Origin of the sequence: Pseudomonas brenneri, assembly GCF_007858285.1 — a bacterium.
GTDB classification, from domain to species: Bacteria; Pseudomonadota; Gammaproteobacteria; order Pseudomonadales; family Pseudomonadaceae; genus Aquipseudomonas; species Aquipseudomonas brenneri.
In genome coordinates this window covers 339,111-362,434 of record NZ_VFIL01000006.1, presented here as the reverse complement: position 1 = coordinate 362,434, position 23,324 = coordinate 339,111, and the positions used below count along the sequence as shown (strand labels likewise).

General features: G+C 60.7%; 22 protein-coding genes. 16 read left to right on the top strand and 6 right to left on the bottom strand.

Annotated features, from left to right (window positions below; translation table 11 throughout):
- Window positions 1-454 precede the first annotated feature (454 nt).
- A complete protein-coding gene (aspA, locus tag FJD34_RS15945) occupies window positions 455-1,879 on the bottom strand; it encodes an aspartate ammonia-lyase (RefSeq protein ID WP_017739004.1) in 1,425 nt (474 codons plus the stop codon).
- A gap of 180 nt (window positions 1,880-2,059) precedes the next feature.
- On the opposite strand from aspA, the gene FJD34_RS15940 reads away from it, so the two are divergent.
- The 5 genes from FJD34_RS15940 (at window position 2,060) to FJD34_RS15920 (ending at window position 5,846) form a co-directional block, all read left to right on the top strand.
- Window positions 2,060-2,983 (top strand): LysR substrate-binding domain-containing protein, encoded by a 924-nt coding sequence (locus FJD34_RS15940; protein ID WP_090293226.1) that lies wholly within the window; start codon window positions 2,060-2,062, stop codon window positions 2,981-2,983.
- 316 nt (window positions 2,984-3,299) lie between these two features.
- The gene (gene purE, locus FJD34_RS15935; RefSeq protein ID WP_029289954.1) at window positions 3,300-3,791 is read left to right on the top strand and encodes a 5-(carboxyamino)imidazole ribonucleotide mutase; all 492 of its coding nucleotides are present in this window, start codon (window positions 3,300-3,302) and stop codon (window positions 3,789-3,791) included.
- 9 nt (window positions 3,792-3,800) lie between these two features.
- On the top strand, window positions 3,801-4,886 hold the full coding sequence (locus FJD34_RS15930; RefSeq protein ID WP_032856724.1) for a 5-(carboxyamino)imidazole ribonucleotide synthase: 1,086 nt from the start codon (window positions 3,801-3,803) through the stop codon (window positions 4,884-4,886).
- Between the two features lie 100 nt (window positions 4,887-4,986).
- On the top strand, window positions 4,987-5,232 hold the full coding sequence (locus tag FJD34_RS15925) for a GlsB/YeaQ/YmgE family stress response membrane protein (protein ID WP_029289950.1): 246 nt from the start codon (window positions 4,987-4,989) through the stop codon (window positions 5,230-5,232).
- Between the two features lie 77 nt (window positions 5,233-5,309).
- Window positions 5,310-5,846: a DUF3299 domain-containing protein gene (locus FJD34_RS15920; RefSeq protein ID WP_032856725.1), complete on the top strand. Its 537-nt coding sequence runs from the start codon at window positions 5,310-5,312 to the stop codon at window positions 5,844-5,846.
- 32 nt (window positions 5,847-5,878) lie between these two features.
- On the opposite strand, the gene FJD34_RS15915 is transcribed toward FJD34_RS15920, so the two are convergent.
- Both FJD34_RS15915 and FJD34_RS15910 read right to left on the bottom strand, forming a co-directional pair.
- Window positions 5,879-6,766 (bottom strand): D-hexose-6-phosphate mutarotase, encoded by an 888-nt coding sequence (locus FJD34_RS15915; RefSeq protein ID WP_065942309.1) that lies wholly within the window; start codon window positions 6,764-6,766, stop codon window positions 5,879-5,881.
- Window positions 6,767-6,823: 57 nt separating this feature from the next.
- Window positions 6,824-7,228: an acyl-CoA thioesterase gene (locus tag FJD34_RS15910; protein WP_003176975.1), complete on the bottom strand. Its 405-nt coding sequence runs from the start codon at window positions 7,226-7,228 to the stop codon at window positions 6,824-6,826.
- Window positions 7,229-7,790: 562 nt separating this feature from the next.
- Here FJD34_RS15910 and FJD34_RS15905 point away from each other — a divergent pair.
- The 10 genes from FJD34_RS15905 (at window position 7,791) to FJD34_RS15855 (ending at window position 19,011) form a co-directional block, all read left to right on the top strand.
- Window positions 7,791-9,071, top strand: coding sequence for an MFS transporter (locus FJD34_RS15905; protein WP_174553316.1), 1,281 nt, complete (start codon window positions 7,791-7,793; stop codon window positions 9,069-9,071).
- Window positions 9,072-9,315: 244 nt separating this feature from the next.
- Window positions 9,316-10,302, top strand: a complete 987-nt coding sequence (locus FJD34_RS15900) for a phosphate ABC transporter substrate-binding protein PstS (protein WP_032856729.1) — start codon at window positions 9,316-9,318, stop codon at window positions 10,300-10,302.
- A gap of 486 nt (window positions 10,303-10,788) precedes the next feature.
- A complete protein-coding gene (locus tag FJD34_RS15890) occupies window positions 10,789-12,822 on the top strand; it encodes an ABC transporter permease subunit (protein ID WP_174553315.1) in 2,034 nt (677 codons plus the stop codon).
- A gap of 15 nt (window positions 12,823-12,837) precedes the next feature.
- Window positions 12,838-14,508: a phosphate ABC transporter permease PstA gene (pstA, locus tag FJD34_RS15885; protein WP_065942311.1), complete on the top strand. Its 1,671-nt coding sequence runs from the start codon at window positions 12,838-12,840 to the stop codon at window positions 14,506-14,508.
- A gap of 204 nt (window positions 14,509-14,712) precedes the next feature.
- On the top strand, window positions 14,713-15,546 hold the full coding sequence (gene pstB, locus FJD34_RS15880; protein ID WP_029289934.1) for a phosphate ABC transporter ATP-binding protein PstB: 834 nt from the start codon (window positions 14,713-14,715) through the stop codon (window positions 15,544-15,546).
- 70 nt (window positions 15,547-15,616) lie between these two features.
- Window positions 15,617-16,378, top strand: a complete 762-nt coding sequence (phoU, locus tag FJD34_RS15875; RefSeq protein ID WP_029289933.1) for a phosphate signaling complex protein PhoU — start codon at window positions 15,617-15,619, stop codon at window positions 16,376-16,378.
- Window positions 16,379-16,548: 170 nt separating this feature from the next.
- On the top strand, window positions 16,549-17,448 hold the full coding sequence (locus FJD34_RS15870) for a response regulator (protein ID WP_090292481.1): 900 nt from the start codon (window positions 16,549-16,551) through the stop codon (window positions 17,446-17,448).
- 190 nt (window positions 17,449-17,638) lie between these two features.
- Window positions 17,639-17,962, top strand: a complete 324-nt coding sequence (locus FJD34_RS15865; protein WP_032856735.1) for a type II toxin-antitoxin system RelE/ParE family toxin — start codon at window positions 17,639-17,641, stop codon at window positions 17,960-17,962.
- A gap of 3 nt (window positions 17,963-17,965) precedes the next feature.
- Entirely contained in the window at window positions 17,966-18,265 is a 300-nt protein-coding gene (locus tag FJD34_RS15860) for a helix-turn-helix domain-containing protein (protein WP_032856736.1), read from the top strand.
- Between the two features lie 65 nt (window positions 18,266-18,330).
- Complete coding sequence (locus tag FJD34_RS15855; RefSeq protein WP_032856738.1) at window positions 18,331-19,011, top strand: M23 family metallopeptidase; 681 nt, start codon at window positions 18,331-18,333, stop codon at window positions 19,009-19,011.
- 117 nt (window positions 19,012-19,128) lie between these two features.
- Here FJD34_RS15855 and FJD34_RS15845 read toward each other — a convergent pair whose 3' ends face one another.
- From FJD34_RS15845 to phoB, 3 genes are all read right to left on the bottom strand, one after another.
- A complete protein-coding gene (locus FJD34_RS15845) occupies window positions 19,129-20,469 on the bottom strand; it encodes a hemolysin family protein (RefSeq protein ID WP_032856740.1) in 1,341 nt (446 codons plus the stop codon).
- A gap of 258 nt (window positions 20,470-20,727) precedes the next feature.
- Window positions 20,728-22,014, bottom strand: coding sequence for a phosphate regulon sensor histidine kinase PhoR (gene phoR, locus FJD34_RS15835; RefSeq protein WP_229689200.1), 1,287 nt, complete (start codon window positions 22,012-22,014; stop codon window positions 20,728-20,730).
- Window positions 22,015-22,095: 81 nt separating this feature from the next.
- Window positions 22,096-22,785, bottom strand: coding sequence for a phosphate regulon transcriptional regulator PhoB (gene phoB / locus FJD34_RS15830; RefSeq protein WP_003176964.1), 690 nt, complete (start codon window positions 22,783-22,785; stop codon window positions 22,096-22,098).
- A 152-nt stretch (window positions 22,786-22,937) separates the two neighbouring features.
- Here phoB and FJD34_RS15825 point away from each other — a divergent pair, with 152 nt between their 5' ends.
- Window positions 22,938-23,318: a COG4315 family predicted lipoprotein gene (locus tag FJD34_RS15825; RefSeq protein ID WP_032856744.1), complete on the top strand. Its 381-nt coding sequence runs from the start codon at window positions 22,938-22,940 to the stop codon at window positions 23,316-23,318.
- The last annotated feature ends 6 nt before the right edge of the window (window positions 23,319-23,324 follow it).

The following is a 23,324-nucleotide window of genomic DNA, read 5'->3' as shown; positions in this document are numbered from 1 at the left end:
CAAAAGCCGGACGGTTCGACACATCGTGTTACACACAATCGCGCAGGCAGCACGATAGGTGGGTCGAGTGTTCGTCCCGGTTCCAAGTCGCGGGTTGTTATTAGTTCGGCGTTCGCATGCGGTTGACGACCGTGCATGCGAAGAGGGGCGGCACTATACCGATGTGCGCGCCAGCCGTCTGCAAGCAGCGCAACTGGGCGAGGAATGGTAGGCGGGCAAAGGGCTGAACCGGTTCACTTTTGTAGGAGCGAGCGTGCTCGCGAAGAACGTTAACGATAACGCGGACTTGCTGGATGAGCGCGGCGCTCTCAGGTTTTTCGCGAGAAAGCTCGCTCCTACAGGGAGCAGGCGTTAAAAAACAGGCAAAAAAAAGGGCCTGAAGAACAAGTCTTCAAGCCCTCAAAAGGGTGAGAGGTGTCTAGTCCCTCAACCTGGTGAGCGGTGCTACATGCGTTCAGGCCTTCAAAGGCACCAGACGCGGGGCAATCATGTTTTCCGGGCGCAGGATGTCGTCGAGCATGGCGTCGTCGAGCAAGCCTTCTTCACGCACCAGTTCCAGCACGCCGCGGCCGCTTTCAAGGGCGATACGGGCGATGCGGGTGGCGTTTTCATAACCGATGTACGGGTTCAGCGCGGTGACCAGGCCGATGGAGTGTTCCACCAGTTCGCGGCAGCGGGCTTCGTTGGCGGTGATGCCGACGATGCAGTGTTCGCGCAGCATGTCCATGGCGCGTTGCAGCAGGCGGATCGAGTCGAAGATCTTGAAGGCGATCAGCGGTTCCATCACGTTCAGTTGCAGTTGGCCGCCTTCGGCCGCCATGGTCAGGGCCAGGTCGTTACCGATCACCTGGAACGCGACCTGGTTCACCGCTTCCGGGATCACCGGGTTGACCTTGCCGGGCATGATCGAGCTGCCTGGCTGACGCGCTGGCAGGTTGATTTCGTTGATCCCGGTACGCGGGCCGCTGGACAGTAGGCGCAGGTCGTTGCAGATCTTCGACAGCTTCACCGCAGTACGCTTGAGCATGCCGGAGAACAGCACAAAGGCGCCCATGTCGGAGGTGGCTTCGATCAGGTCGGCGGCTGGCACCAGCGGCTGGCCGCTGATGGTGGCCAGGCGTTGTACGGCCAGGGCCTGGTAGCGCGGGTCGGCGTTGATGCCGGTACCGATGGCGGTGCCGCCCAGGTTGACTTCGGTCAACAGCTCCGGAGCCAGGGTCTTCAGGCGGGCCAGGTCTTCACCCAGGGTGGTGGCGAAGGCGCGGAATTCCTGGCCGAGGGTCATCGGCACGGCGTCTTGCAGCTGGGTGCGGCCCATTTTCAGGACGTGGCCGAACTCGACACCTTTGGCGGCGAACGCCTGGATCAGGCTGTCGAGGCTGGCCAGCAGCGCGTCATGGCCCAACAGCAGACCCAGGCGGATCGCGGTCGGGTAGGCGTCGTTGGTCGACTGCGCCATGTTCACGTCGTTGTTGGGGTGCAGGTACTGGTATTCGCCCTTCTGGTGGCCCATGGCCTCTAGCGCGATGTTGGCGATGACTTCGTTGGCATTCATGTTGGTTGAAGTGCCAGCGCCGCCTTGAATCATGTCCACCACGAACTCTTCGTGGAAGTCGCCGCGGATCAGGCGGGCGCAGGCTTCGCTGATGGCAGCGTGCTTGGCTTCGCTGAGCTGGCCCAACTCGCGGTTGGCGTCAGCGGCGGCTTGCTTGACCATTGCCAGACCGACCACCAATTTCGGGTAATGCGAAATCGGAACGCCGGAGAGACGGAAGTTATTCACGGCTCGCAGGGTCTGGATGCCGTAATACGCTTGGGCAGGTACTTCGAGTACGCCAAGCAGGTCTTTTTCTGTGCGGAATGATGCAGCGGAGGACATGACGGAAATCATCTCGATATGGACCCGGAACAGGCCGGAACGCTGCGAATGCTAGGCTTGCAGAAGTTTTTGGGCCAATGCTGTTAAGCACTGGCCTATGCACAAACGGCATAATGTTGATGTGACCCGGTTATCATGGCGGGCGTGTGTGCCAAAATGGTGCATGCCCTGGAGAATCAGATGAACCTTGAAAGCAAATGGCTGGAAGACTTTAGCGCCCTGGCTGCCACGCGCAGTTTCTCCCAGGCTGCCGAGCGGCGCTTTGTCACCCAGCCGGCCTTCAGCCGACGTATCCGCAGCCTGGAGGCCGCGTTGGGGCTGACCCTGGTCAACCGCTCGCGCACGCCCGTCGAACTGACGGCGGCGGGGCAATTGTTTTTGGTGACGGCGCGCACGGTGGTCGAACAACTGGGCGAAGTACTGCGCCATTTGCACCACCTCGAAGGCGGGCAGGGCGAAGTCATGCAAGTGGCCGCCGCGCACTCCCTGGCATTGGGCTTTTTCCCACGCTGGATCGCGCAATTGCGCAATGAAGGGCTGAACATCGCCACGCGGCTGGTGGCCACCAACGTCGGCGACGCCGTGCATGCACTGCGTGAAGGCGGTTGCGACTTGATGCTGGCGTTCTACGACCCGGATGCCGCGATGCAGATGGACCCGGACATTTTCCCGTCGCTGCACCTGGGCAACACAGAAATGCTCCCGGTCTGCGCCGCCGATGCCGATGGCAAGCCGTTGTTCGACCTGGAGGGCGAGGGCAGCGTGCCACTGCTGGCTTATAGCGCCGGTGCGTTCCTCGGGCGTTCGGTGAACCTGTTGCTGCGCCAGCGCGCGCTGCGCTTTACCACGGTGTACGAAACCGCCATGGCCGACAGCCTCAAAAGCATGGCTTTGGAAGGGTTGGGGATTGCCTGGGTGCCGCAGTTGAGCGTGCGTGCCGAATTGGCCCGGGGCGAACTGGTGGTGTGTGGCGGGCCGCAGTGGCATGTGCCGTTGGAGATTCGGCTGTATCGCTGCGCGTTGGTGCGCAAGGCCAACGTGCGGTTGTTGTGGCGCAAGCTGGAAGGCGGCGCGGCGCAGTCCCCGGCGGCTGAGCGCGGTTAAATGTGGGAGCTGGCTTGCCTGCGATAGCGGTGTATCAGCTGACATTTCAGGCACTGACCCTCCGCCATCGCAGGCAAGCCAGCTCCCACAGTATTTTGTGGTGTTTTCGCTGACCTGGAAGTCAATAAAATCGCAGGTTTAAAGCGTAAGACAGATGGTCATCCAAGGGGCTGTTTATCTGCATTATTACGGTATACTGCGCGGCCTTCGGCCGGTCCAACCGGCCTTAATTCGTACAACAAGCCACGCCGGATTTCCCGCGTGGCTTGTTGTTTTTTGACGCGCCTGCGGGCGCCCAGAGAGAAGAGGCACGACGATGAGTGCATTGGTTGGCGTGATCATGGGCTCCAAGTCCGATTGGTCCACCCTTAGCCACACCGCCGATATGCTGGAAAAACTCGGCATTGCGTTCGAAGTGAAGGTGGTCTCTGCCCACCGCACGCCGGACTTGCTGTTCCAGTATGCCGATGAAGCAGAATCCCGTGGCATCGAGGTGATCATCGCCGGTGCCGGTGGCGCAGCCCACCTGCCGGGCATGTGTGCGGCCAAGACCCACTTGCCGGTACTCGGCGTGCCGGTGCAGTCGTCGATGCTCTCGGGCGTGGATTCGCTGTTGTCCATCGTGCAGATGCCGGCCGGGATTCCAGTGGCTACCCTGGCGATCGGCAAGGCTGGCGCGATCAACGCAGCATTGCTGGCCGCCAGTATCCTGGGCGCCAAGCACCCGCAGTTCCACGCGGCACTGAAGAAGTTCCGCGCGGAACAGACTGACAGTGTCCTGGACAATCCTGACCCACGCATCGCCTGAGGTTGATTGATGAAAATCGGTGTAATCGGTGGCGGCCAACTGGGCCGCATGCTGGCTTTGGCGGGTACTCCGCTGGGGATGAACTTCGCGTTTCTCGATCCGGCGCCGGACGCCTGTGCGGCGGCCCTGGGTGAACACCTGCGGGCGGACTACAGCGACCCGGACCACTTGCGCCAACTGGCCGATGAAGTCGACCTGGTGACCTTCGAGTTCGAAAGCGTCCCGGCCGAAACCGTGGCTTTTTTGTCACAATTCGTGCCGGTGTACCCGAGCGCCGAAGCCTTGCGTATCGCTCGCGACCGCTGGTTCGAAAAAAGCATGTTCAAGGACCTGGGCATTCCGACCCCGGCCTTCGCCGACATCCAGTCCCAGGCGGACCTGGACGCGGCGGTCGCCAGCATCGGCCTGCCGGCCGTGCTGAAAACCCGCACCCTGGGTTATGACGGCAAGGGCCAGAAAGTCCTGCGCACCGACGCCGATGTGGTCGGTACTTTCGCCGAACTGGGCAGCGTCGCCTGCCTGCTGGAAGGCTTCGTGCCGTTCACCGGCGAAGTCTCGCTGGTGGCTGTGCGGGCCCGTGATGGCGAAACCCGTTTCTACCCGTTGGTGCACAACACCCACGACAGCGGCATCCTCAAGCTGTCCGTGGCCAGTACCGACCACCCGTTGCAGGCGTTGGCCGAAGACTATTCCAGCCGCGTGTTGAAGCAACTGGATTATGTCGGGGTGATGGCGTTCGAGTTCTTTGAAGTCGACGGTGGCCTCAAGGCCAACGAAATCGCCCCGCGCGTACACAACTCCGGGCACTGGACTACCGAAGGCGCCGAATGCAGCCAGTTCGAAAACCACCTGCGGGCGGTAGCGGGCTTGCCGTTGGGTTCCACGGCCAAGGTTGGCGAGAGCGCGATGCTCAACTTCATTGGCGTCGTGCCGCCGGTGGAGCAGGTCATTGCGATTGATGACTGCCACCTGCATCACTACGGCAAGGCCTTCAAGGTCGGGCGCAAGGTCGGCCACGCCAACCTGCGTTGCAAGGATCGCGCGACCCTCGACGCGCAGATTGCCAAGGTCCAGGCGCTGATCGCCGCGCAATAACCCTGGGGTAGGCGGGAACCATTGGTTGCCGCCATCCTCTGATTGCAGGATGCCAAAGTCTGACTAGGCTTCAGCTAACTTTCATTCAGAGGGAAATGCCATGGGTATCATTGGAACCATCTTTATCGGTTTGATCGTCGGCCTGCTGGCGCGTTTCCTGAAACCAGGCGATGACAGCATGGGCTGGATCATGACCATCCTGCTGGGTATCGCCGGCTCTCTGGCGGCCACCTATGGCGGTCAGGCACTGGGGATCTACCAGGCAGGCCAAGGCGCAGGCTTCATTGGCGCGCTGGTCGGTGCCATCGTGTTGCTGGTGATCTACGGTCTGCTGAAAAAGAAATGATTTAGCGTCAAGCCCTCTGCGCTGCGCAGGCGCAGAGGGCTAGAATGCCGACACTTGTTTATTGGTCGAGCCACTCCATGCGCCGTCTTCTGTTGACTGTCCTTTTGCTGGGCTCAAGCCTGGCCCACACCGCTGAGCTGGCGGAAACCGACTGGCTGGAACTGATGCCCAAGTCGGACCAGAAAGCCCTCGAACAAATGCCTGATATCGACCACAACTCCCCGGAAGCCCTGGGCACCTTTACCGAAAAGGGTGGCCTGAAGCAGAGCAAGGGGTTGCCGGCGGTAATGTATTCGACCAAGACCGTGGCTGCCATGAATGGCAAGCACATCCGCCTGGGTGGCTACCCGGTGCCGCTGGAAACCGATGCCAAGGGGCGCAGCACCCTGTTCTTCCTGGTGCCTTACCCGGGCGCCTGCATCCACGTGCCACCGCCGCCGCCCAACCAGTTGGTGCTGGTGCGCTATCCCAAGGGCTTGAAGCTGGACGATATCTATACGCCGTTGTGGGTGACGGGCACGTTGAAGGTGGAGACGGTCAACAACGACCTGGCGGATGCGGCGTATGCGCTGGATGCGGGGGTGGTGCGGGTGGTGCAGGAGTCAGACCTGTAACCAGCGCCACAAATCCCCCTGTGGGAGCAGGTCTACAGGGGCAGGCTGGCGATACTCACGCCCATGGTGTGGCTCGCGCCAGGTGCCAGCACCACTACATCGTCCAGCACATTGGCCGTCTCGATGCACAGCATGCCCTGCCAGCCATCGTCGGCCATGTCATCGAGCGCCTTGGCGCGTTCAGTCCAGGGGTTCCAGATCACCGTCGATTTCGACCCTTCGCTGGTGAGCTGGATACGGCGCTGCCAGTCTTTATCAACGATGTTCAATTGTGCCGGGGTGTCGAGGTAGATGCGGTCGGTCTCGGCGCTGAAGTTCAGCGCTCCAGACTGTTGTTTGGTCTGCCAGCCGTCGGCGGTATCGATATAGTCCAGCCCGTCCAGTCCTTCGACCTGCACAGTGCGCACATCGCTGACGGCGAAGTAGCTGTGCAGCGCCTGGCTGATGGTCACGGTATCGCTGCCACGGTTGTGGCTGCTCAGGCGGATCTGCAGTTGATCATCCAGCAGGATGCTCATTTTCAGGTCGACCTGGTGTGGCCAGCCCGGGAACCCGCCCGCCGGCGCCGGTAGCACCAGCTCAACCCGGTTGTCTTCGACGCCGGCCAAGGTCCAGAGGGCGGTGCGCGCAAAACCATGGGCACCCGCTGGCTGATCACTCTGGCGCATCGCTTTCACGCTCTGCGGGTTGCGGTCGAACACGCCAAACCACGGCCAGCACACCGGCACGCCAGTACGGATGCCTTTGCCTTGTTTGAACAGCGCCTTGTCATTGGGCCAGATCACCGGTTTTGCGCCAGCAGGCTGGTAACTGAAGAGGTGCGCACCCTGTTGGGCCACCAGCACTTGGGCGCCGTTGTGGCGGATGCGCCAGCAGTCCAGCTCATCCATTTTCACGGTTTCAATGTGGGGCATAGGCATACAAGGCTCTCTCAATCACAGGCAATGGGGCAATGGACCGTCAAACCGCCGCGAGGTTTAACGCGCCCGCGATGGAACCGACCGGGTGCGACCGCTACCATCAATGGCAACGAACACAAACACCGCTTCGGTGACTTTTCGCCATTCGCTGGACAGCGGGTCATCGCTCCACACTTCGACCATCATCTGGATCGAGCTGCGGCCGATTTCCAGGGCCTGGGTGTAGAAGGACAACTGCGCGCCCACCGCCACCGGCACCAGGAAAGCCATGCGATCGATCGCCACGGTAGCCACGCGGCCACCCGCGACCTTGCTGGCCATTGCCGTGCCGGCCAGGTCCATCTGTGCGACCAGCCAACCGCCGAAAATATCGCCGAAACCGTTGGTTTCACGGGGCAGTGCGGTGATTTGCAGGGCGAGATCGCCTTGCGGGATAGGATCTTCTTGTTCGAGTTCGATCATGCCGGGGGTGCCTCTGACCCGTGACTCTTGGACTATGTAATCGGTGAATAGCCGTCTTGGAAAAACGATTCAGCCCCGAACATACTACGTTCGTCACGTTTTTCGAAAGGCGCCTTGAGGGAAACTCTGCGAAATCGGCTGGTCGGTGCCAACGACGTTTTCGCGCAACTTCCACTATAAGCAGGTGCAAGCTGGGCAGTATATCGGTCGGTAGCCTGTACGACGACTGTCGGTTCCTGATTTTGTACATCTATCTACATGGCTTTACAGGCGTCAAGAAAATGGCCAAAACAGTCAGGCAACTTGAGGGGTTTGACCATTGTTTCTTTTTAACGCTGGCCGCCAGTATTTGCAGGCGTTTTCGGGCCCCGACAATAATTCGAAGAGGGAACAGGCGGGCCTCGCAAGGGGGTGACTTTGCGAGTCGGCGCTAACCGCGGTGCAGGTGTTTAGACTGTGCTTTTCCAGGCAATTTGTTATCTTGCCGGACCTGCCTGGCGCAAACCCACGCTGTTGCGGATTCCTGATCTGACCTAATAAGAGAAGCCTTGCCATGACCACAGTGCCTTCAAGCATTGCGCCTCCCGCACGACCGCTGAACCGCAACGATTATAAAACCCTGTCGCTGTCTGCCTTGGGCGGGGCGCTGGAGTTCTACGACTTCATCATTTTTGTGTTCTTCGCCACGGTGGTCGGGAAGCTGTTCTTCCCCGCCGACATGCCTGAATGGCTGCGCATGATGCAGACCTTCGGTATCTTCGCTGCCGGCTACCTGGCCCGGCCGCTGGGCGGGATCATCATGGCGCACTTCGGTGACCTGTTGGGCCGTAAGAAGATGTTCACCCTGAGCATCTTCATGATGGCCGTACCGACCCTGATCATGGGCCTGCTGCCAACCTACGCGCAGATCGGCCTGTGGGCGCCGATCCTGTTGCTGCTGATGCGCGTGATCCAGGGCGCGGCGATTGGTGGCGAGGTGCCCGGCGCGTGGGTCTTCGTTTCCGAACACGTACCGCCACACCATATCGGCTACGCCTGCGGCACCCTGACCAGCGGCCTGACCGGCGGGATTTTGCTGGGTTCGCTGGTCGCCACCGCGATCAATACGGCCTATACCCCGGAGCAGGTCTCCGATTACGCCTGGCGGATCCCGTTCCTGCTGGGCGGTGTATTCGGCCTGTTTTCGGTGTACCTGCGCCGCTGGCTGCACGAAACGCCGATCTTCGCCGAGATGCAGCAGCGCAAGACCCTGGCGGCCGAGTTGCCGTTGCGTGCGGTATTGCGCGACCACCGTGGCGCCATCGTGCTGTCGATGTTGCTGACGTGGCTGCTGTCGGCCGGCATCGTCGTCGTCATCCTGATGACCCCGACGGTGCTGCAGACCATTTACCACTTCAGCCCGACGGTGTCGTTGCAGGCCAACAGCCTGGCGATCGTCACCCTGAGTTTGGGTTGCATCGCGTCCGGCGCCCTGGCTGATCGTTTTGGTGCGGGCCGCGTGCTGGTCGCCGGTTGCGCGTTGCTGCTCGCGACCTCGTGGACGCTGTATCACAGCCTGCTGGATCACCCGGACTGGCTGTTCCCGCTGTACGCCTTGACCGGTTTGTTTGTAGGCACCATCGGCGTGGTGCCCTACGTGATGGTCAAGGCCTTCCCGCCAGTGGTGCGCTTCAGCGGCCTGTCGTTCTCCTACAACGTGGCCTACGCCGTGTTCGGTGGCCTGACGCCGCTGGTGGTGTCGCTACTGATGAAAGAAAGCCCGATGGGCCCGTCTTACTACGTTGCCATCCTTTGTGTGATGGGGATGGTGGTGGGCGGGTACCTGTGGAAGCGCGGGCGCTGAGCCCCCTGTAGGAGCCGGCAAGCCGGCTCCTACAAGGTTTTGTAGGCAATCAACGTTTACAGGGTGTTTCTGAATTACCGCAATCCCGCGCTCCACCCCCGCATTTACTCAGCCTCTCCCCGCGCCTGCCTGTTCTTCCAATACTGGCCTTTCATCTAATTGTCATATTCCAGACATAGAGTGTTCACACGGCCTACCGATACTTGGCCCCGATCCAACTATCCCTATCTGCTAGGAGTAAGGCATGAAACTGAAGCGTTTGATGGCGGCAATGACCTTTGTCGCTGCTGGCGTTGCGACTGCCCACGCGGTGGCCGCTGGTGTTGACCCGGCAATTGCGGCCTATACCAAAACCACTGGTGTATCGGGCAACTTGTCCAGCGTCGGTTCCGATACCCTGGCCAACCTGATGACCTTGTGGGCCGAGAACTACAAGAAAGAATACCCGAACGTAAACATCCAGATTCAAGCCGCCGGTTCCTCTACCGCGCCGCCTGCACTCACCGAAGGCACCGCCAACCTGGGCCCGATGAGCCGCAAGATGAAGGACAACGAACTGCAGGCTTTCGAGCAGAAGTACGGCTACAAGCCGACTGCAATCCCGGTGGCCGTGGACGCCCTGGCGGTGTTCGTACACAAAGACAACCCGATCAAGCACCTGACCATGGCCCAGGTCGACGCAGTGTTCTCGTCGACTCGCCTGTGCGGCGCCAAGGCTGATGCCAAGACCTGGGGCGACCTGGGCGTGACCGGTGACCTGGCCAACAAGCCAGTGCAACTGTTCGGTCGTAACTCGGTATCCGGCACCTACGGCTACTTCAAGGAAGAAGCCCTGTGCAAAGGTGACTTCAAGCCAAACGTCAACGAACAACCAGGCTCGGCTTCGGTCGTGCAGTCGATCAGCTCTTCGCTCAACGGCATTGGTTACTCGGGCATCGGCTACAAGACCGCCAGCGTGAAAACCGTGGCCCTGGCCAAGAAAGAAGGCGGCGAGTTCGTCGAAGACACCGAAGAGAACGCCCTGAACGGCAAGTACCCGCTGTCGCGCTTCCTCTACGTGTACATCAACAAAGCCCCGAACAAGCCTCTGGCCCCGCTGGAAGCCGAGTTCGTGAAACTGGTTCTGTCCAAGCAGGGCCAGGAAGTTGTAGTCAAGGACGGCTACATCCCACTGCCAGCCAAAGTTGTCGCAAAGGCACTGGCTGACCTGGGTTTGAAAGAAGGTAAATAAGCTACGGGGCCGGGTAAAACCGGCCTTTTCTGTAGGAGCGAGCTTGCTCGCGAAAAGCGTTAACGATAACGCGCCGTATCTGAGTCAACGCGGTGCCTTGACGTTTTTCGCGAGCAAGCTCGCTCCTACAGAAACTCCTAATTTTTCGGTCCGCTGCCAGCCCTGCTACGCGGCGGATTTCTTGCGTCACTGCATTGTCATCTTTCTGTCATACAGGATCGCTAGGGTGTGCGCATGAATGATCTGGCCAATTCCACCATGACGACGACTTCTCCCCCCAAGCGCATTGATTTCAATACGCCTGAGCTGCAACGCAAGCGCCGCATCCGCGCGCTCAAGGATCGCCTGACCCGCTGGTACGTGCTGGTCGGCGGCCTCGCCGTTCTCGGCGCTATCACGCTGATTTTCTTCTTCCTGGCCTACGTGGTCGCGCCGCTGTTCCAGGGTGCCAGCCTGACCAAGGACGACGCCCTGAGCCCGGCCTGGATGCAGGATGCCGGCAAGCCGTTGCTGATCTCGCTGGAAGAGCAGAACCAGGTCGCCATGCGGGTTTCCGACAAAGGCCAGGCATTGTTCTTCACGGTTGATACCGGCGCTGAACTCAAGCGTGTCGACCTGGCCCTGCCAGCCGGCGCCAGCGTGGTGTCCATCGGTAAAGATCAGCCGGGCAGCCCGTTGGTGATCCTCGGTCTGTCCAATGGCCAGTCCCTGGTGTTCCGCCACTCCTATAAAGTGACCTACCCGGACGGCAAGAAGACCATCTCGCCCGAGATCGAATACCCCTACGGCGAAGCGCCGATGGTGCTCGATGAAGCCGGTCGTCCGTTGGAACACGTTGCCCTCAACGCCACTGACACCTCGCTGATCATTGCCGGCTCCGCAGGTTCGCACCTGAACGTGCTGTCGGTGAGCCGCGAAGAAAACATGATGACCGGCGAAGTGGTCAGCGAGCAGAAGCGCATCGAACTGCCACAAATGACTGAGCCGGTGAAAGCGATCTTCGTCGATCCGCGCCAGCAATGGCTGTACGTGATCAACGGTCGCGCCCTGGCCGATGTGTTCAGCCTGCGGGACAACAGCCTCAACGGTCGCTACAAATTGCTGGAAGATGGCAACGCCGAAATCACCGCCAGCACCCAGCTGGTGGGCGGTATCTCGCTGATCGTCGGTGACTCCAAGGGCGGCCTGGCCCAGTGGTTCATGGCCCGCGACCCGGATGGCGAGCAACACCTCAAGCAGATCCGCACCTTCCAGATGGGCACCACGCCTATCGTTGAAATCACCGCCGAAGAGCGTCGCAAAGGCTTCGTCGCCCTCGATGCCTCCGGTAAGTTCGGTGTGTTCCACAGCACCGCGCACCGTACCTTGCTGGTGGACCCGGTGGTCGAAGGCCAGGGCATCTTCGGCATGTCGCCACGGGCCAACCGTGTGATCGTCGAGGCCGGCGGCAAGCTGCAGCCGTTGGCGCTGGACAACCCGCACCCGGAAGTGTCCTGGAGCGCGTTGTGGAGCAAGGTCTGGTACGAAAACTACGACGAGCCTAAATACGTCTGGCAATCGACCGCCGCCAACAGCGACTTCGAACCCAAGATGAGCCTGGCGCCACTGACCTTCGGTACGCTCAAGGCCGCGTTCTACGCCATGCTGCTGGCCGCACCCCTGGCCATCGCCGCCGCTATCTACACCGCCTACTTCATGGCTCCGAGCCTGCGCCGCAAGGTCAAGCCGGTGATCGAGTTGATGGAAGCGATGCCGACGGTGATCCTCGGTTTCTTCGCCGGCCTGTTCCTGGCGCCGTATGTCGAAGGGCATCTGCCGGGGATTTTCAGCCTGCTGATGTTGTTGCCGATTGGCATTCTGCTGGCGGGCTTCATTTTCAGCCGCCTGCCTGAGTCGATCCGCCTGCGGGTGCCGGATGGCTGGGAAAGCGCGATCCTGATCCCGGTGATCCTGTTTGTGGGCTGGCTCTCGCTGTACATGAGCCCGTACCTGGAAACCTGGTTCTTCGGTGGCGACATGCGCATGTGGATCTCCCATGACCTGGGAATTACCTACGACCAGCGCAACGCCCTGGTAGTCGGCCTGGCCATGGGTTTTGCGGTGATCCCGAACATCTACTCCATCGCCGAAGACGCCGTGTTCAGCGTGCCACGCGGCCTGACCCTGGGCTCCCTGGCATTGGGCGCCACGCCATGGCAGACCATGACGCGGGTTGTGTTGCTCACCGCAAGCCCGGGGATTTTCTCGGCGCTGATGATCGGCATGGGCCGTGCGGTCGGGGAAACCATGATCGTGTTGATGGCCACCGGTAACACCCCGGTCATGGAAATGAACCTGTTCGAAGGCCTGCGCACCCTGGCAGCCAACGTCGCGGTGGAAATGCCCGAGTCGGAAGTGGGCGGCAGTCACTACCGGGTGCTGTTCCTCTCGGCACTGGTGCTGCTGTTGTTCACCTTCATCATGAACACCCTCGCCGAGCTGATCCGTCAGCGTCTGCGCAAGAAATACTCGTCGCTTTAAGAAAGGTAGAAGTCTGTGAAACAGAACTCCCTGAATGGATGGTTCAAGAGCGGCGCCCCAGGCGTCTGGATCAGCGGTGGCGCGGTGGCCATCGCGGTCATCATGACCATTGGCCTGCTGGCTGTGATCGCCGTGCGCGGCTTGGGTCACTTCTGGCCGGCCGACCTGATCCAGGCCAACTACAACGTGCCGGGCCAGGCCAACCACATCGTCATCGGCGAAGTGGTGCAGAAAGAACAAGTGCCACGCGAGCGCCTGAAAAGCGCGGGCTTGCCGGTGCCGGACGAAGGTCCGGAGTTCATGACCCGTGAGCTGATCAAGGTCGGCAACCGCGATTTGAACGGCAACGACTTCACCTGGATCGTCGGCGAGTGGCTGACCGACCAGACCACGCCTGCCGAGTTGATGGCTATCGAGCGTCGTGAGTGGGGCAACTTCTACGGCACCCTGGTCAACGTCAAGCAAGACGGCAAGGTGATCGCTGAAGGCCAGGCTGCATGGCCCGAGCTGCAAGCGCGGGTTGACCGGGTGAACCGGTTGGCCGCTGATCTCAAGAGCCTTGAGAAGAGCGACATCGGTGCGATCAACGCAGGTCTTGAGCGTATCCGCCTGCACGGTCGCAAACTGGAACTCAGCGGCAAGCTCGACGCCGCCGCCCAGGCCGACATGGATGCCGATCGCGCTGAACTGAATGCGCGTTACCAGGCTGTGGAAGCGCGCCTGACCGACCTGCATGCCCAGTTCAACCGCGACAGCCTGACGGCCCGCGATGCCAACGGCAAAGAGCTTGAAATCAATATCGGTCATGTGGTGCATGCGTTCCAGCCGAACGCCATGGGCACCATGACCAAGATCGGCTTCTACATCAGTAAGGTCTGGGAGTTCTTGAGCGACGACCCACGGGAAGCCAACACCGAAGGCGGGATCTTCCCGGCGATCTTCGGCACCGTGATGATGACCCTGATCATGGCGATGATCGTGACCCCGTTCGGCGTGCTGGCGGCGGTCTACCTGCGTGAATACGCCAAGCAGAACACCTTGACCCGCATCATCCGCATCGCGGTGAACAACCTGGCGGGCGTCCCGGCGATTGTCTACGGTGTGTTCGGCCTGGGCTTCTTCGTCTACGTGCTGGGTGGTTCGGTGGACCGGTTGTTCTTCCCCGAAGCCCTGCCGGCGCCGACCTTCGGTACACCGGGCCTGTTGTGGGCCTCGTTGACCCTGGCGCTGCTGGCGGTACCGGTGGTGATCGTGGCCACCGAAGAAGGCCTGGCGCGGATCCCTCGCACCGTGCGTGAAGGTTCCCTGGCACTGGGTGCGACCAAGGCGGAAACGCTGTGGAAAATCGTCCTGCCCATGGCCAGCCCGGCGATGATGACCGGCATGATCCTCGCCGTGGCCCGCGCCGCTGGTGAAGTGGCACCGCTGATGCTGGTGGGTGTGGTGAAGCTGGCACCGTCGCTGCCGCTGGACGGCAACTACCCGTACTTGCACCTGGACCAGAAGATCATGCACCTGGGCTTCCATATCTACGACGTCGGCTTCCAGAGCCCCAACGTTGAAGCGGCACGTCCGCTGGTGTACGCCACCGCGTTCCTGCTGGTGCTGGTGATCGCCACGCTGAACCTGTCGGCGGTATGGATTCGTAACCACCTGCGCGAGAAGTACAAGGCGCTGGATAGCTGATTGAATTGAACGCGGACCCAATGTGGGAGCGGGCTTGCTCGCGAATGCGGTGTATCAGTAACAGATGGGTCGACTGACCTGACGCTTTCGCGAGCAAGCCCGCTCCCACAGGGAACCGGGTTGGAAACAGATTTGAGGTAAACCGCAAGGCCCACTATGAAGCCGCGGTTCAACGAAACGAATTGGTAGCACAGGGAGCATCCCATGCAACATGAAACCCATTCCCACGGCATCAACATGTCAGCCCTGGGTCGCGACAAGCAGAGCCTGAGCCTGGCCGAAGAAACCGTAGCCATCGAAGTCCCGGGCCTGAGCCTGTACTACGGTGAGAAGCAGGCGCTGTTCGACGTCAGCATGAACATCCCCAAGCAGCGCGTGACCGCCTTTATCGGCCCGTCGGGCTGCGGCAAGTCCACGCTGCTGCGTACCTTCAACCGCATGAACGACCTGGTGGACGGTTGCCGTGTGGAGGGTGCAATCAACCTCTACGGCAGCAACATCTACCGCAAGGGCGAAGACGTGGCCGAGCTGCGTCGCCGTGTGGGCATGGTGTTCCAGAAGCCCAACCCGTTCCCCAAGACCATCTACGAAAACGTGGTCTACGGCCTGCGCATCCAGGGCATCAACAAAAAACGCATCCTCGACGAAGCCGTCGAGTGGGCCCTTAAAGGCGCGGCGCTGTGGGACGAGGTCAAGGACCGCCTGCACGAATCGGCCCTCGGCCTGTCCGGCGGCCAACAGCAGCGTCTGGTGATTGCCCGTACCATCGCCGTGGAGCCGGAAGTGCTGTTGCTCGACGAACCGTGTTCGGCACTCGACCCGATTTCGACGCTGAAAGTCGAAGAGTTGATCTACGAGCTCAAGTCCAAGTTCACCATCGTCATCGTGACCCACAACATGCAGCAGGCGGCACGGGTTTCGGACTACACCGCGTTCATGTACATGGGCAAACTGGTGGAATTCGGCGATACCGATACCCTGTTCACCAATCCGGCGAAGAAGCAGACCGAAGACTACATCACCGGTCGCTACGGCTAGGAAGCTGTGGTTCTGATTGCACTGACGCTGCGGTTCTCCGCACCTTACCGGACGCTCCAAGGACGCCAACATGATTAGCAAAGAAGGCCTTACCCACCACATCTCCGCGCAGTTCAACGCCGAGCTTGAGGAAGTGCGCAGCCACCTCCTGGCCATGGGCGGGCTGGTGGAGAAGCAAGTCAACGATGCAGTGACCGCGCTGATCGAGGCTGACTCGGGCCTTGCCCAGCAAGTGCGCGAGATCGATGACCAGATCAACCAGATGGAACGCAATATCGACGAGGAATGCCTGCGCATCCTCGCCCGTCGCCAGCCGGCGGCTTCTGACCTGCGCTTGATCATCAGCATCTCCAAGTCGGTGATCGATCTGGAGCGTATCGGCGACGAAGCCACCAAGATCGCCCGGCGCGCCATCCAGTTGTGCGAAGAAGGCGAAGCGCCGCGGGGTTACGTCGAAGTGCGCCACATCGGCGACCAGGTGCGCAACATGGTCCGCGATGCGCTGGATGCGTTTGCCCGCTTCGACGCCGACCTGGCGTTGTCGGTGGCCCAGTACGACAAGATCATCGACCGCGAATACAAGACCGCGCTGCGTGAGCTGGCGACCTACATGATGGAAGACCCGCGCTCTATCTCGCGGGTGTTGAGCATCATCTGGGTACTGCGCTCCCTGGAACGGATCGGCGACCACGCGCGCAATATCTCGGAATTGGTCATTTACCTGGTGCGCGGCACCGACGTACGGCACATGGGCCTCAAGCGCATGAAAGCCGAAGTTGAAGGCACGGCCGATCAAATCCCTAATGTTCCGGACGAATCTGACGATAAGTAAGATTGCCCGAGAAATAAACGCCCGGCCTCTGGTCGGGCGTTTTCGTTTGTGGCGTATGAGTTTTGCGCTGCGGGCAGCCATAAAGTCCCGGCGTGACTGATGAGTTTTTGGCAAAATGCCATCATTGTGAAGCGTTTTGCTTGCCGGGGTTTTGAGAGGATGAAGGGTCGATGAGTAAAGTCAGTGTGTTGGTGGTGGATGACGCCTCGTTTATTCGCGACTTGGTAAAGAAGTGCCTGCGTAACTACTTCCCCGGCATCAAGATTGAAGATGCGGTAAACGGCAAAAAGGCCCAGGCCATCCTGATGCGCGAAACCTTCGACATGGTTTTGTGCGACTGGGAAATGCCGGAAATGTCGGGCCTGGAACTGTTGACCTGGTGCCGCGAGCAGCCGCAGCTCAAGGCCATGCCATTTGTCATGGTCACCAGCCGTGGCGACAAGGAAAACGTGGTCCAGGCGATCCAGGCCGGGGTCTCCGGCTACGTCAGCAAGCCATTCACCAACGAGCAGTTGCTGAACAAGGTCAAGCAGGCCCTGAACAAGATCGGTCGCCTCGACGCCTTGCTGGCCAGTGCACCGACCAAGATGAACTCGGCCTTTGGCAACGACTCCCTCAGCGCCCTGACCGGCGGCAAGCCCGAAGCCGTCAAGCCAGCCCCGGTGGCCGCGCCGAGCAAAGGCCTGCTCAACAGTCCGCCTGTGCAAGCCTCCGTCGCCCCCTCGGCCGCCAGCGGTCGTGGCCAGGGCCAGTTGCGCCTGTCCAGTGGCACCCAGCAATGTGTGATCAAGGCCCTGAGCATCAAGGAGGCGCTGCTAGTGGTGCGCCGTGGCGACGTCCTGCCCCAAGTGCTGGAAAGTGCGGTGCTCGACCTGGAGCAAGGCGAGAACGCTGAAACCGCGCGCCTCAATGGCTACCTGCATGCAATCGTCGCCTACGAACCGCGCCCCGACAGCGACTGGCTGCAACTGACCTTCCGCTTTATCGACCAGGACGCGCAGAAGCTCGACTACATCTCCCGGCTGATCGCCCGGGGTACGGCGCAGAAGCATTTTGTGCCGGGTGCATAACCTGGGCAAAAATGCCGTGGATCGACCAATTGTCTGATTCTCGGCGCCCGTCTTGATTTATATCTGTTTCGATATAATCTCTCGATAGCGCTTCGGTGCTGTCGAGTGCCCGCCATGCCTTGAAACACACCGCTGCTGCTGTTGACTGAATCGTCGATTACGCTTTTTCTTTCCAGGAAAGGAGAAGTGAATGCCCAGGCACAAGGATGTGGTGTTTGTGGGAAGTGCACTCAAGGATCTCAGGTCGTTCCCGATTGAGGCGCGAAGAGCCGCTGGTTTTCAATTGGATCTTTTGCAGCAGGGCGAACAGCCTTTTGACTGCAAGCCGATGAAAACCATTGGGCGCGGGGTCAATGAGATTCGTATCACCGATGAGTCAGGAGCGTTTCGGGTGTTCTATGTGGTCAATCGGCCCGAGGCGGTTTATGTGTTGCATGCGTTTCGCAAAACCACGCAAAAAGCTGAAACGCGGGATATCGAACTGGCTCGCGCCAGATTGCAGGAGTTAGGTTAAGCCATGACTGACCAAAAGCTTCATACCGAACGCTTCGCCAGTGTTTGGGACGCCCTGGAAGACGCTCCCCAAGAGGCCGCAAACATGCGTTTGCGCTCAAAGTTGCTGCTGGAATTGTGCAAAGCCATTCGTGGCTGGAAGCTCTCCCAGAAGGACGCGGCCCAGCGGCTTCATATAAGCCAGCCACGACTCAACGATGTACTCAGTGGCAAGATCGACAAGTTCTCCCTCGATGCCTTGGTCAATCTGTCCGCCGCCGCCGATATGAACGTAGATATTTGCTTCTCGACGCAACCGGCCTGATCCACACAACACTGTCATGAACCCTTGCTAGCCTGCCGTTCGGTCATACCCGGCAGGTTTACCCCATGCTTGTGCGTTTTATGTTGTTTTGTGGCCTGTGCGCGGTCGCTTCATCGTCCCTGGCCATGACCCTCTATCGTTCCACCGATGCCCGTGGCGTGGTGTTTTTCAGCGACCAGAAAACCCCTGGCGCCCAGGCGTTTGTGTTCCAGGAGCGCCGGGTCGTGCCGGTGAAGCGCCAGGTGCTTGATCCCCTGCCGCCGCGTAACCTGCGGCCAGCGCAGTTTCAGCGCTACCCGTTGCCCTGGCGCGGTGGCCCCTTCCGCCTGACCCAGGGGCCTGGCGGCACGTTCAGTCACTCTGACGTCAAAAGTCGCTACGCCATGGATATCGCCATGCCTGAAGGCACGCCGATCATCGCTGCGCGGGGCGGGGTGGTGGTGAAGACCGAGAACAGCCAATCGGGGCGGGGCAGTGACCCGTCGGGCAACTTCGTGCGGGTGTTACACGATGACGGCACCCAGAGTGTGTATCTGCACCTCAAGCTGGGGTCGGTCAGTGTCAGGGAAGGGCAGCGGGTGGCGGTGGGCAGCCCATTGGCGCTGTCGGGCAATACCGGCAACAGCAGTGGGCCACACCTGCACTTTGTGGTGCAGCGCGATACGGGGGCGGGGTGGGTGTCGATTCCGTATGAGTTCACGCAGCCGGTACAGGCGTTGCCCAACTTTGCGTCGGGCACGCGGTAAGGCTTTTGTAGGAGCGAGCTTGCTCGCGAAAAACCTGAGGGCGCTGCCGGGTGTCAGGATCCCAGCGTTATCGTTAACGTCCTTCGCGAGCAAGCTCGCTCCTACAGGGGGTGTGCCCTAGTCGAGCATCAAGACCTTGGCCAGCACGATTTTCGGGCCTTTCATCTTCTTGATGATGATCCGCAGGCCTTCCACTTCCAGCACTTCTTCCTCTTCCGGCACCCGGTTCAGGGTTTCGTAGATCAAGCCAGCGAGGGTTTCGGCTTCGATGTGATCCAGGTCGATACCCAGCAGGCGTTCGATCTTGAACAGCGGCGTATCGCCACGTACCAACAGCTTGCCCGGCTGATAGGCGAGGATGCCGCGTTCGGCCTTGCGGTGTTCGTCCTGGATATCGCCCACCAGCACTTCGAGCACGTCTTCCATGGTCAGGTAGCCGATGATGTTGCCGTCGGCTTCTTCAACCAGCGCAAAGTGCGCGCCGCCCTTGCGAAATTGCTCCAGCAGTTGCGATAGCGGCATGTGCCGCGAAACGCGCTCCAGCGGGCGGGTCAGCTCGGCCAGGTTGAACGACTCGGGAATATGGTCCAGGGCCGCCAGTTCCAGCAGCAGGTCCTTGATGTGCAGCAGGCCGACAAACTCACCGCGCACGGCGTCGTACACCGGATAGCGACTGAATTTGTGGCGGCGGAACAGCGCGAGGATTTCCTTGAGTGGCGCGTTGAAGTCCAGCGTCACCAGGTCTTCTCGGGAGTTGGCCCAATCCACTACTTCCAGCTCGCCCATTTCCACGGCCGAGGCCAGTACACGCATGCCCTGGTCGCTCGGGTCCTGGCCGCGGCTGGAGTGCAGGATCAGCTTGAGTTCTTCACGGCTGTAATGGTGCTCGTGGTGCGGGCCTGGCTCGCCTTGGCCGGCAATACGCAGGATCGCGTTGGCGCTGGCGTTGAGCAGGTAGATCGCCGGGTACATCGCCCAGTAGAACAGGTACAGCGGCACGGCGGTCCACAGCGACAGCAACTCGGGCTTGCGAATGGCCCAGGACTTGGGGGCCAGCTCACCGACCACGATGTGCAGGTACGAAATCACAAAGAAGGCGGCAAAGAACGACACGCCCTTGATCACTTCAGGCGATTCGACGCCCATCGCGCCCAGCAGCGGCTCCAGGATGTGCGCGAAAGCCGGCTCGCCGACCCAGCCCAGGCCCAGGGACGCCAGGGTGATACCCAGTTGGCAGGCCGACAGGTAAGCGTCGAGCTGGCTGTGTACGGTGCGCAGGATCTGCCCGCGCCAGCCATTGGTATGGGCGATTGCCTCGACCCGGGTGGCGCGCAGTTTGACCATAGCAAATTCCGCCGCAACGAAGAAACCGTTGAGCAGTACCAGGATCAGTGCAAAAAGAATCATGCCGAAATCGGCGAAGAGTGTCGCGAGGGTGATACCAGGGGAAGGGTCCATGATGGGGTTTTGCGAGTTCCGTGTGTTCAAAAAGGGGTGATGGCTGTGCCTCAAGGGCGGGCACAAGTCAGGCAATGTAGCGGCTGAAGGAGCGCTTGCCTAGTGGCGGCTGCCGGGTGGGCGCGCGAATGCATGCTGCATAGGGCTTATGTGGGAGCTGGCTTGCCTGCGATGCAGACGCCTCGGTCTTACAGAAGCACCGAGGTGATGCTATCGCCGGCAAGCCAGCTCCTACATGGGATGGAGGGGATTTTCAGATTAATCCTTCGCCGCGATTGCCGGCGAGCGGCTGACCTGTGCTGGCGCAAAGTGGCAGGTAAAGGTACTGCCGTGGCCCAGTACGCTGCTGATTTCCAGGCGGGCCCGATGGCGCAACAGCACATGCTTGACGATCGCCAGGCCCAGCCCGGTGCCGCCGGTGTTGGAGTTGCGGCTGGAGTCGACACGGTAGAAGCGCTCGGTCAGGCGTGGCAAATGCTTGCTGTCGATACCGATCCCCGAATCCTGCACGCTCAGGTGCGCGCCGTGCTGATCGGCCCACCAGCGGATGCGGATCGTGCCTGTGTCCTGGGTGTATTTCACGGCGTTGAACACCAGGTTGGAAAAGGCGCTGCGCAACTCGCCCTCGCTGCCTTTGAGCAGCACCGACGGGTCGGCCTCCAGGGTGATGTACTGGCCGCGTTCGCCGGACAGGGCCTGGGCATCGTTCTTGATGGTCTGCAGCAGGCTCTGTACGGCCACGGGATGGTTGTCCGAGGGGTAGTCGGTGGCTTCCAGCTTGGCCAGCAGCAGTAGGTCGTTGAGCAGAGTCTGCATGCGCGAGCCTTGTTGCTGCATTTGCTGCAAGGCACGGCTCCAGCGCGGGTTGACCTCTTCGACGTTGTCCAGCAGCGTCTCCAGGTAGCCGCAGATCACCGTCAGCGGGGTACGCAGCTCATGGGAGACGTTGGCGACGAAATCCTTGCGCATCTGTTCCAGCTGATGGATACGGGTCACGTCGCGCACCAGCATCAAGTGTTCGTTGTTGCCGTAGCGCGTGAGGTACAGCTGGATACGCACCCGGTCGTTGGTGGGCGACGGGATTTCCAGGGCTTCTTCGTAGTTATCCTGTTCGAAGTATTCCTTGAAGCGCGGGTGGCGCACCAGGTTGGTCACCGGCTGGCCGCTGTCCTGGGGCGTCTTGAGGCCCAGCAGAGTCTCGGCGGCGCGGTTCCACCATTCCAGGTTGCCGTCGCTGTCGAGCATGATCACCGCGTCCTTGAGCGCGGCGGTCGACTCCTGGACCCGGTCGATCACCGCTTGCAGGCGGCCACGTACCCGTTGGTCGCGGCGTTGCAGGTGGTAGATGCTGTCGAACACCTCACCCCACAGGCCGTAGCCGTCGGGTGGTGCCTCATCGGGTTTGTGCTGGCGCAGCCACTCGTGCAGGCGCAGCAATTGCTTGAGGGTCCAGCCCAGGTAGAGGCCCAGGCCGATGGCCAGGCTCCAGCCGTAGTAGCCGCTGATAAGGCCGACCAACAGGCAGCCGGTGACCAGCAGGAGCATGTGGCGGATCAGGGTGCCATGCCAGTTTTGATTCACTTGAACATGCGTCCTTGTCGGCTGTTAAGTCTGGATAGGGCTGGCTCAGCCTTTGGTTGAAAACCTATAACCGGTACCGCGCACGGTTTGTACCAGATTCTCGTAGGCATCGCCCAAGGCTTTGCGCAGGCGGCGGATATGCACGTCAACGGTGCGCTCCTCGACATACACGTTGCCGCCCCACACCTGGTCGAGCAATTGCCCACGGGTATAGGCGCGTTCCTGGTGGGTCATGAAGAACTGCAACAGGCGGTATTCGGTGGGGCCCATCTCGGCCGGCTTGCCATCGATGGTTACGCGGTGGCTGATCGGGTCCAGCAGCAGGCCGCCGACTTCAATCGGCGCCTCGCCATCGGTCGGACCGGCGCGGCGCAGTACGGCCTTCAGACGTGCGACCAATTCCCGTGGGGAAAATGGCTTGGTGATGTAGTCATCGGCACCGACTTCCAGGCCCTGGATCTTGTTGTCCTCTTCGCCCTTGGCGGTGAGCATGATGATCGGGATATCCCCGGTCAGCTCATCGCGCTTGAGACGCCGGGCCAATTCGATGCCGGAGGTGCCGGGCAGCATCCAGTCCAGCAGGATCAGGTCCGGCTTGCGGTCGACGATAATGGCGTGGGCCTGCTGGGAGTTCTCTGCCTCCAGGCAGTCATAGCCGGCCATTTCCAACGCAACGGCGATCATTTCGCGAATGGGCGCTTCGTCGTCAACGATCAGAATGCTCCTGCCAACCATGCTAAGTCCTCTTGTCATTTAACTGTCTTGCGCCGCATTAGATAACGGAATTATTGCAGTCGTGTGACAGTATTTTACTGGCCTGCGCAATCGGACTGGTCCTGAACTACGCTTTGAGTCCGAATCCTGACAACCGCAAAAGGAAGGTTCCGATGACTCAACGTACTTTTTCCTGGAAAGCCCTGCTGGTCACGGCGGTGCTGACGCTGCCGACACTGGCATTTGCGGCAGAGCCAGCCATGACTAAAGACGGGATGTTGGTAGATCACAAGGGCATGACGCTCTATACCTTCGCCAAGGATGCTGGCGGCAAATCCATGTGCAATGACAAGTGCGCGACCAACTGGCCGCCGTTGAAGGCCGAGTCCACCGATAAGTCGATGGGCGAATGGACCGTCATCACCCGTGACGACAACACCAGCCAATGGGCTTACGACGGCAAGCCGTTGTACACCTTCATTGCCGACAAGAAGGCTGGCGATGCGACCGGCGACGGCAAAATGGAGGGCGCCTGGAAGATCGCCAAGCCCTGACCTTCC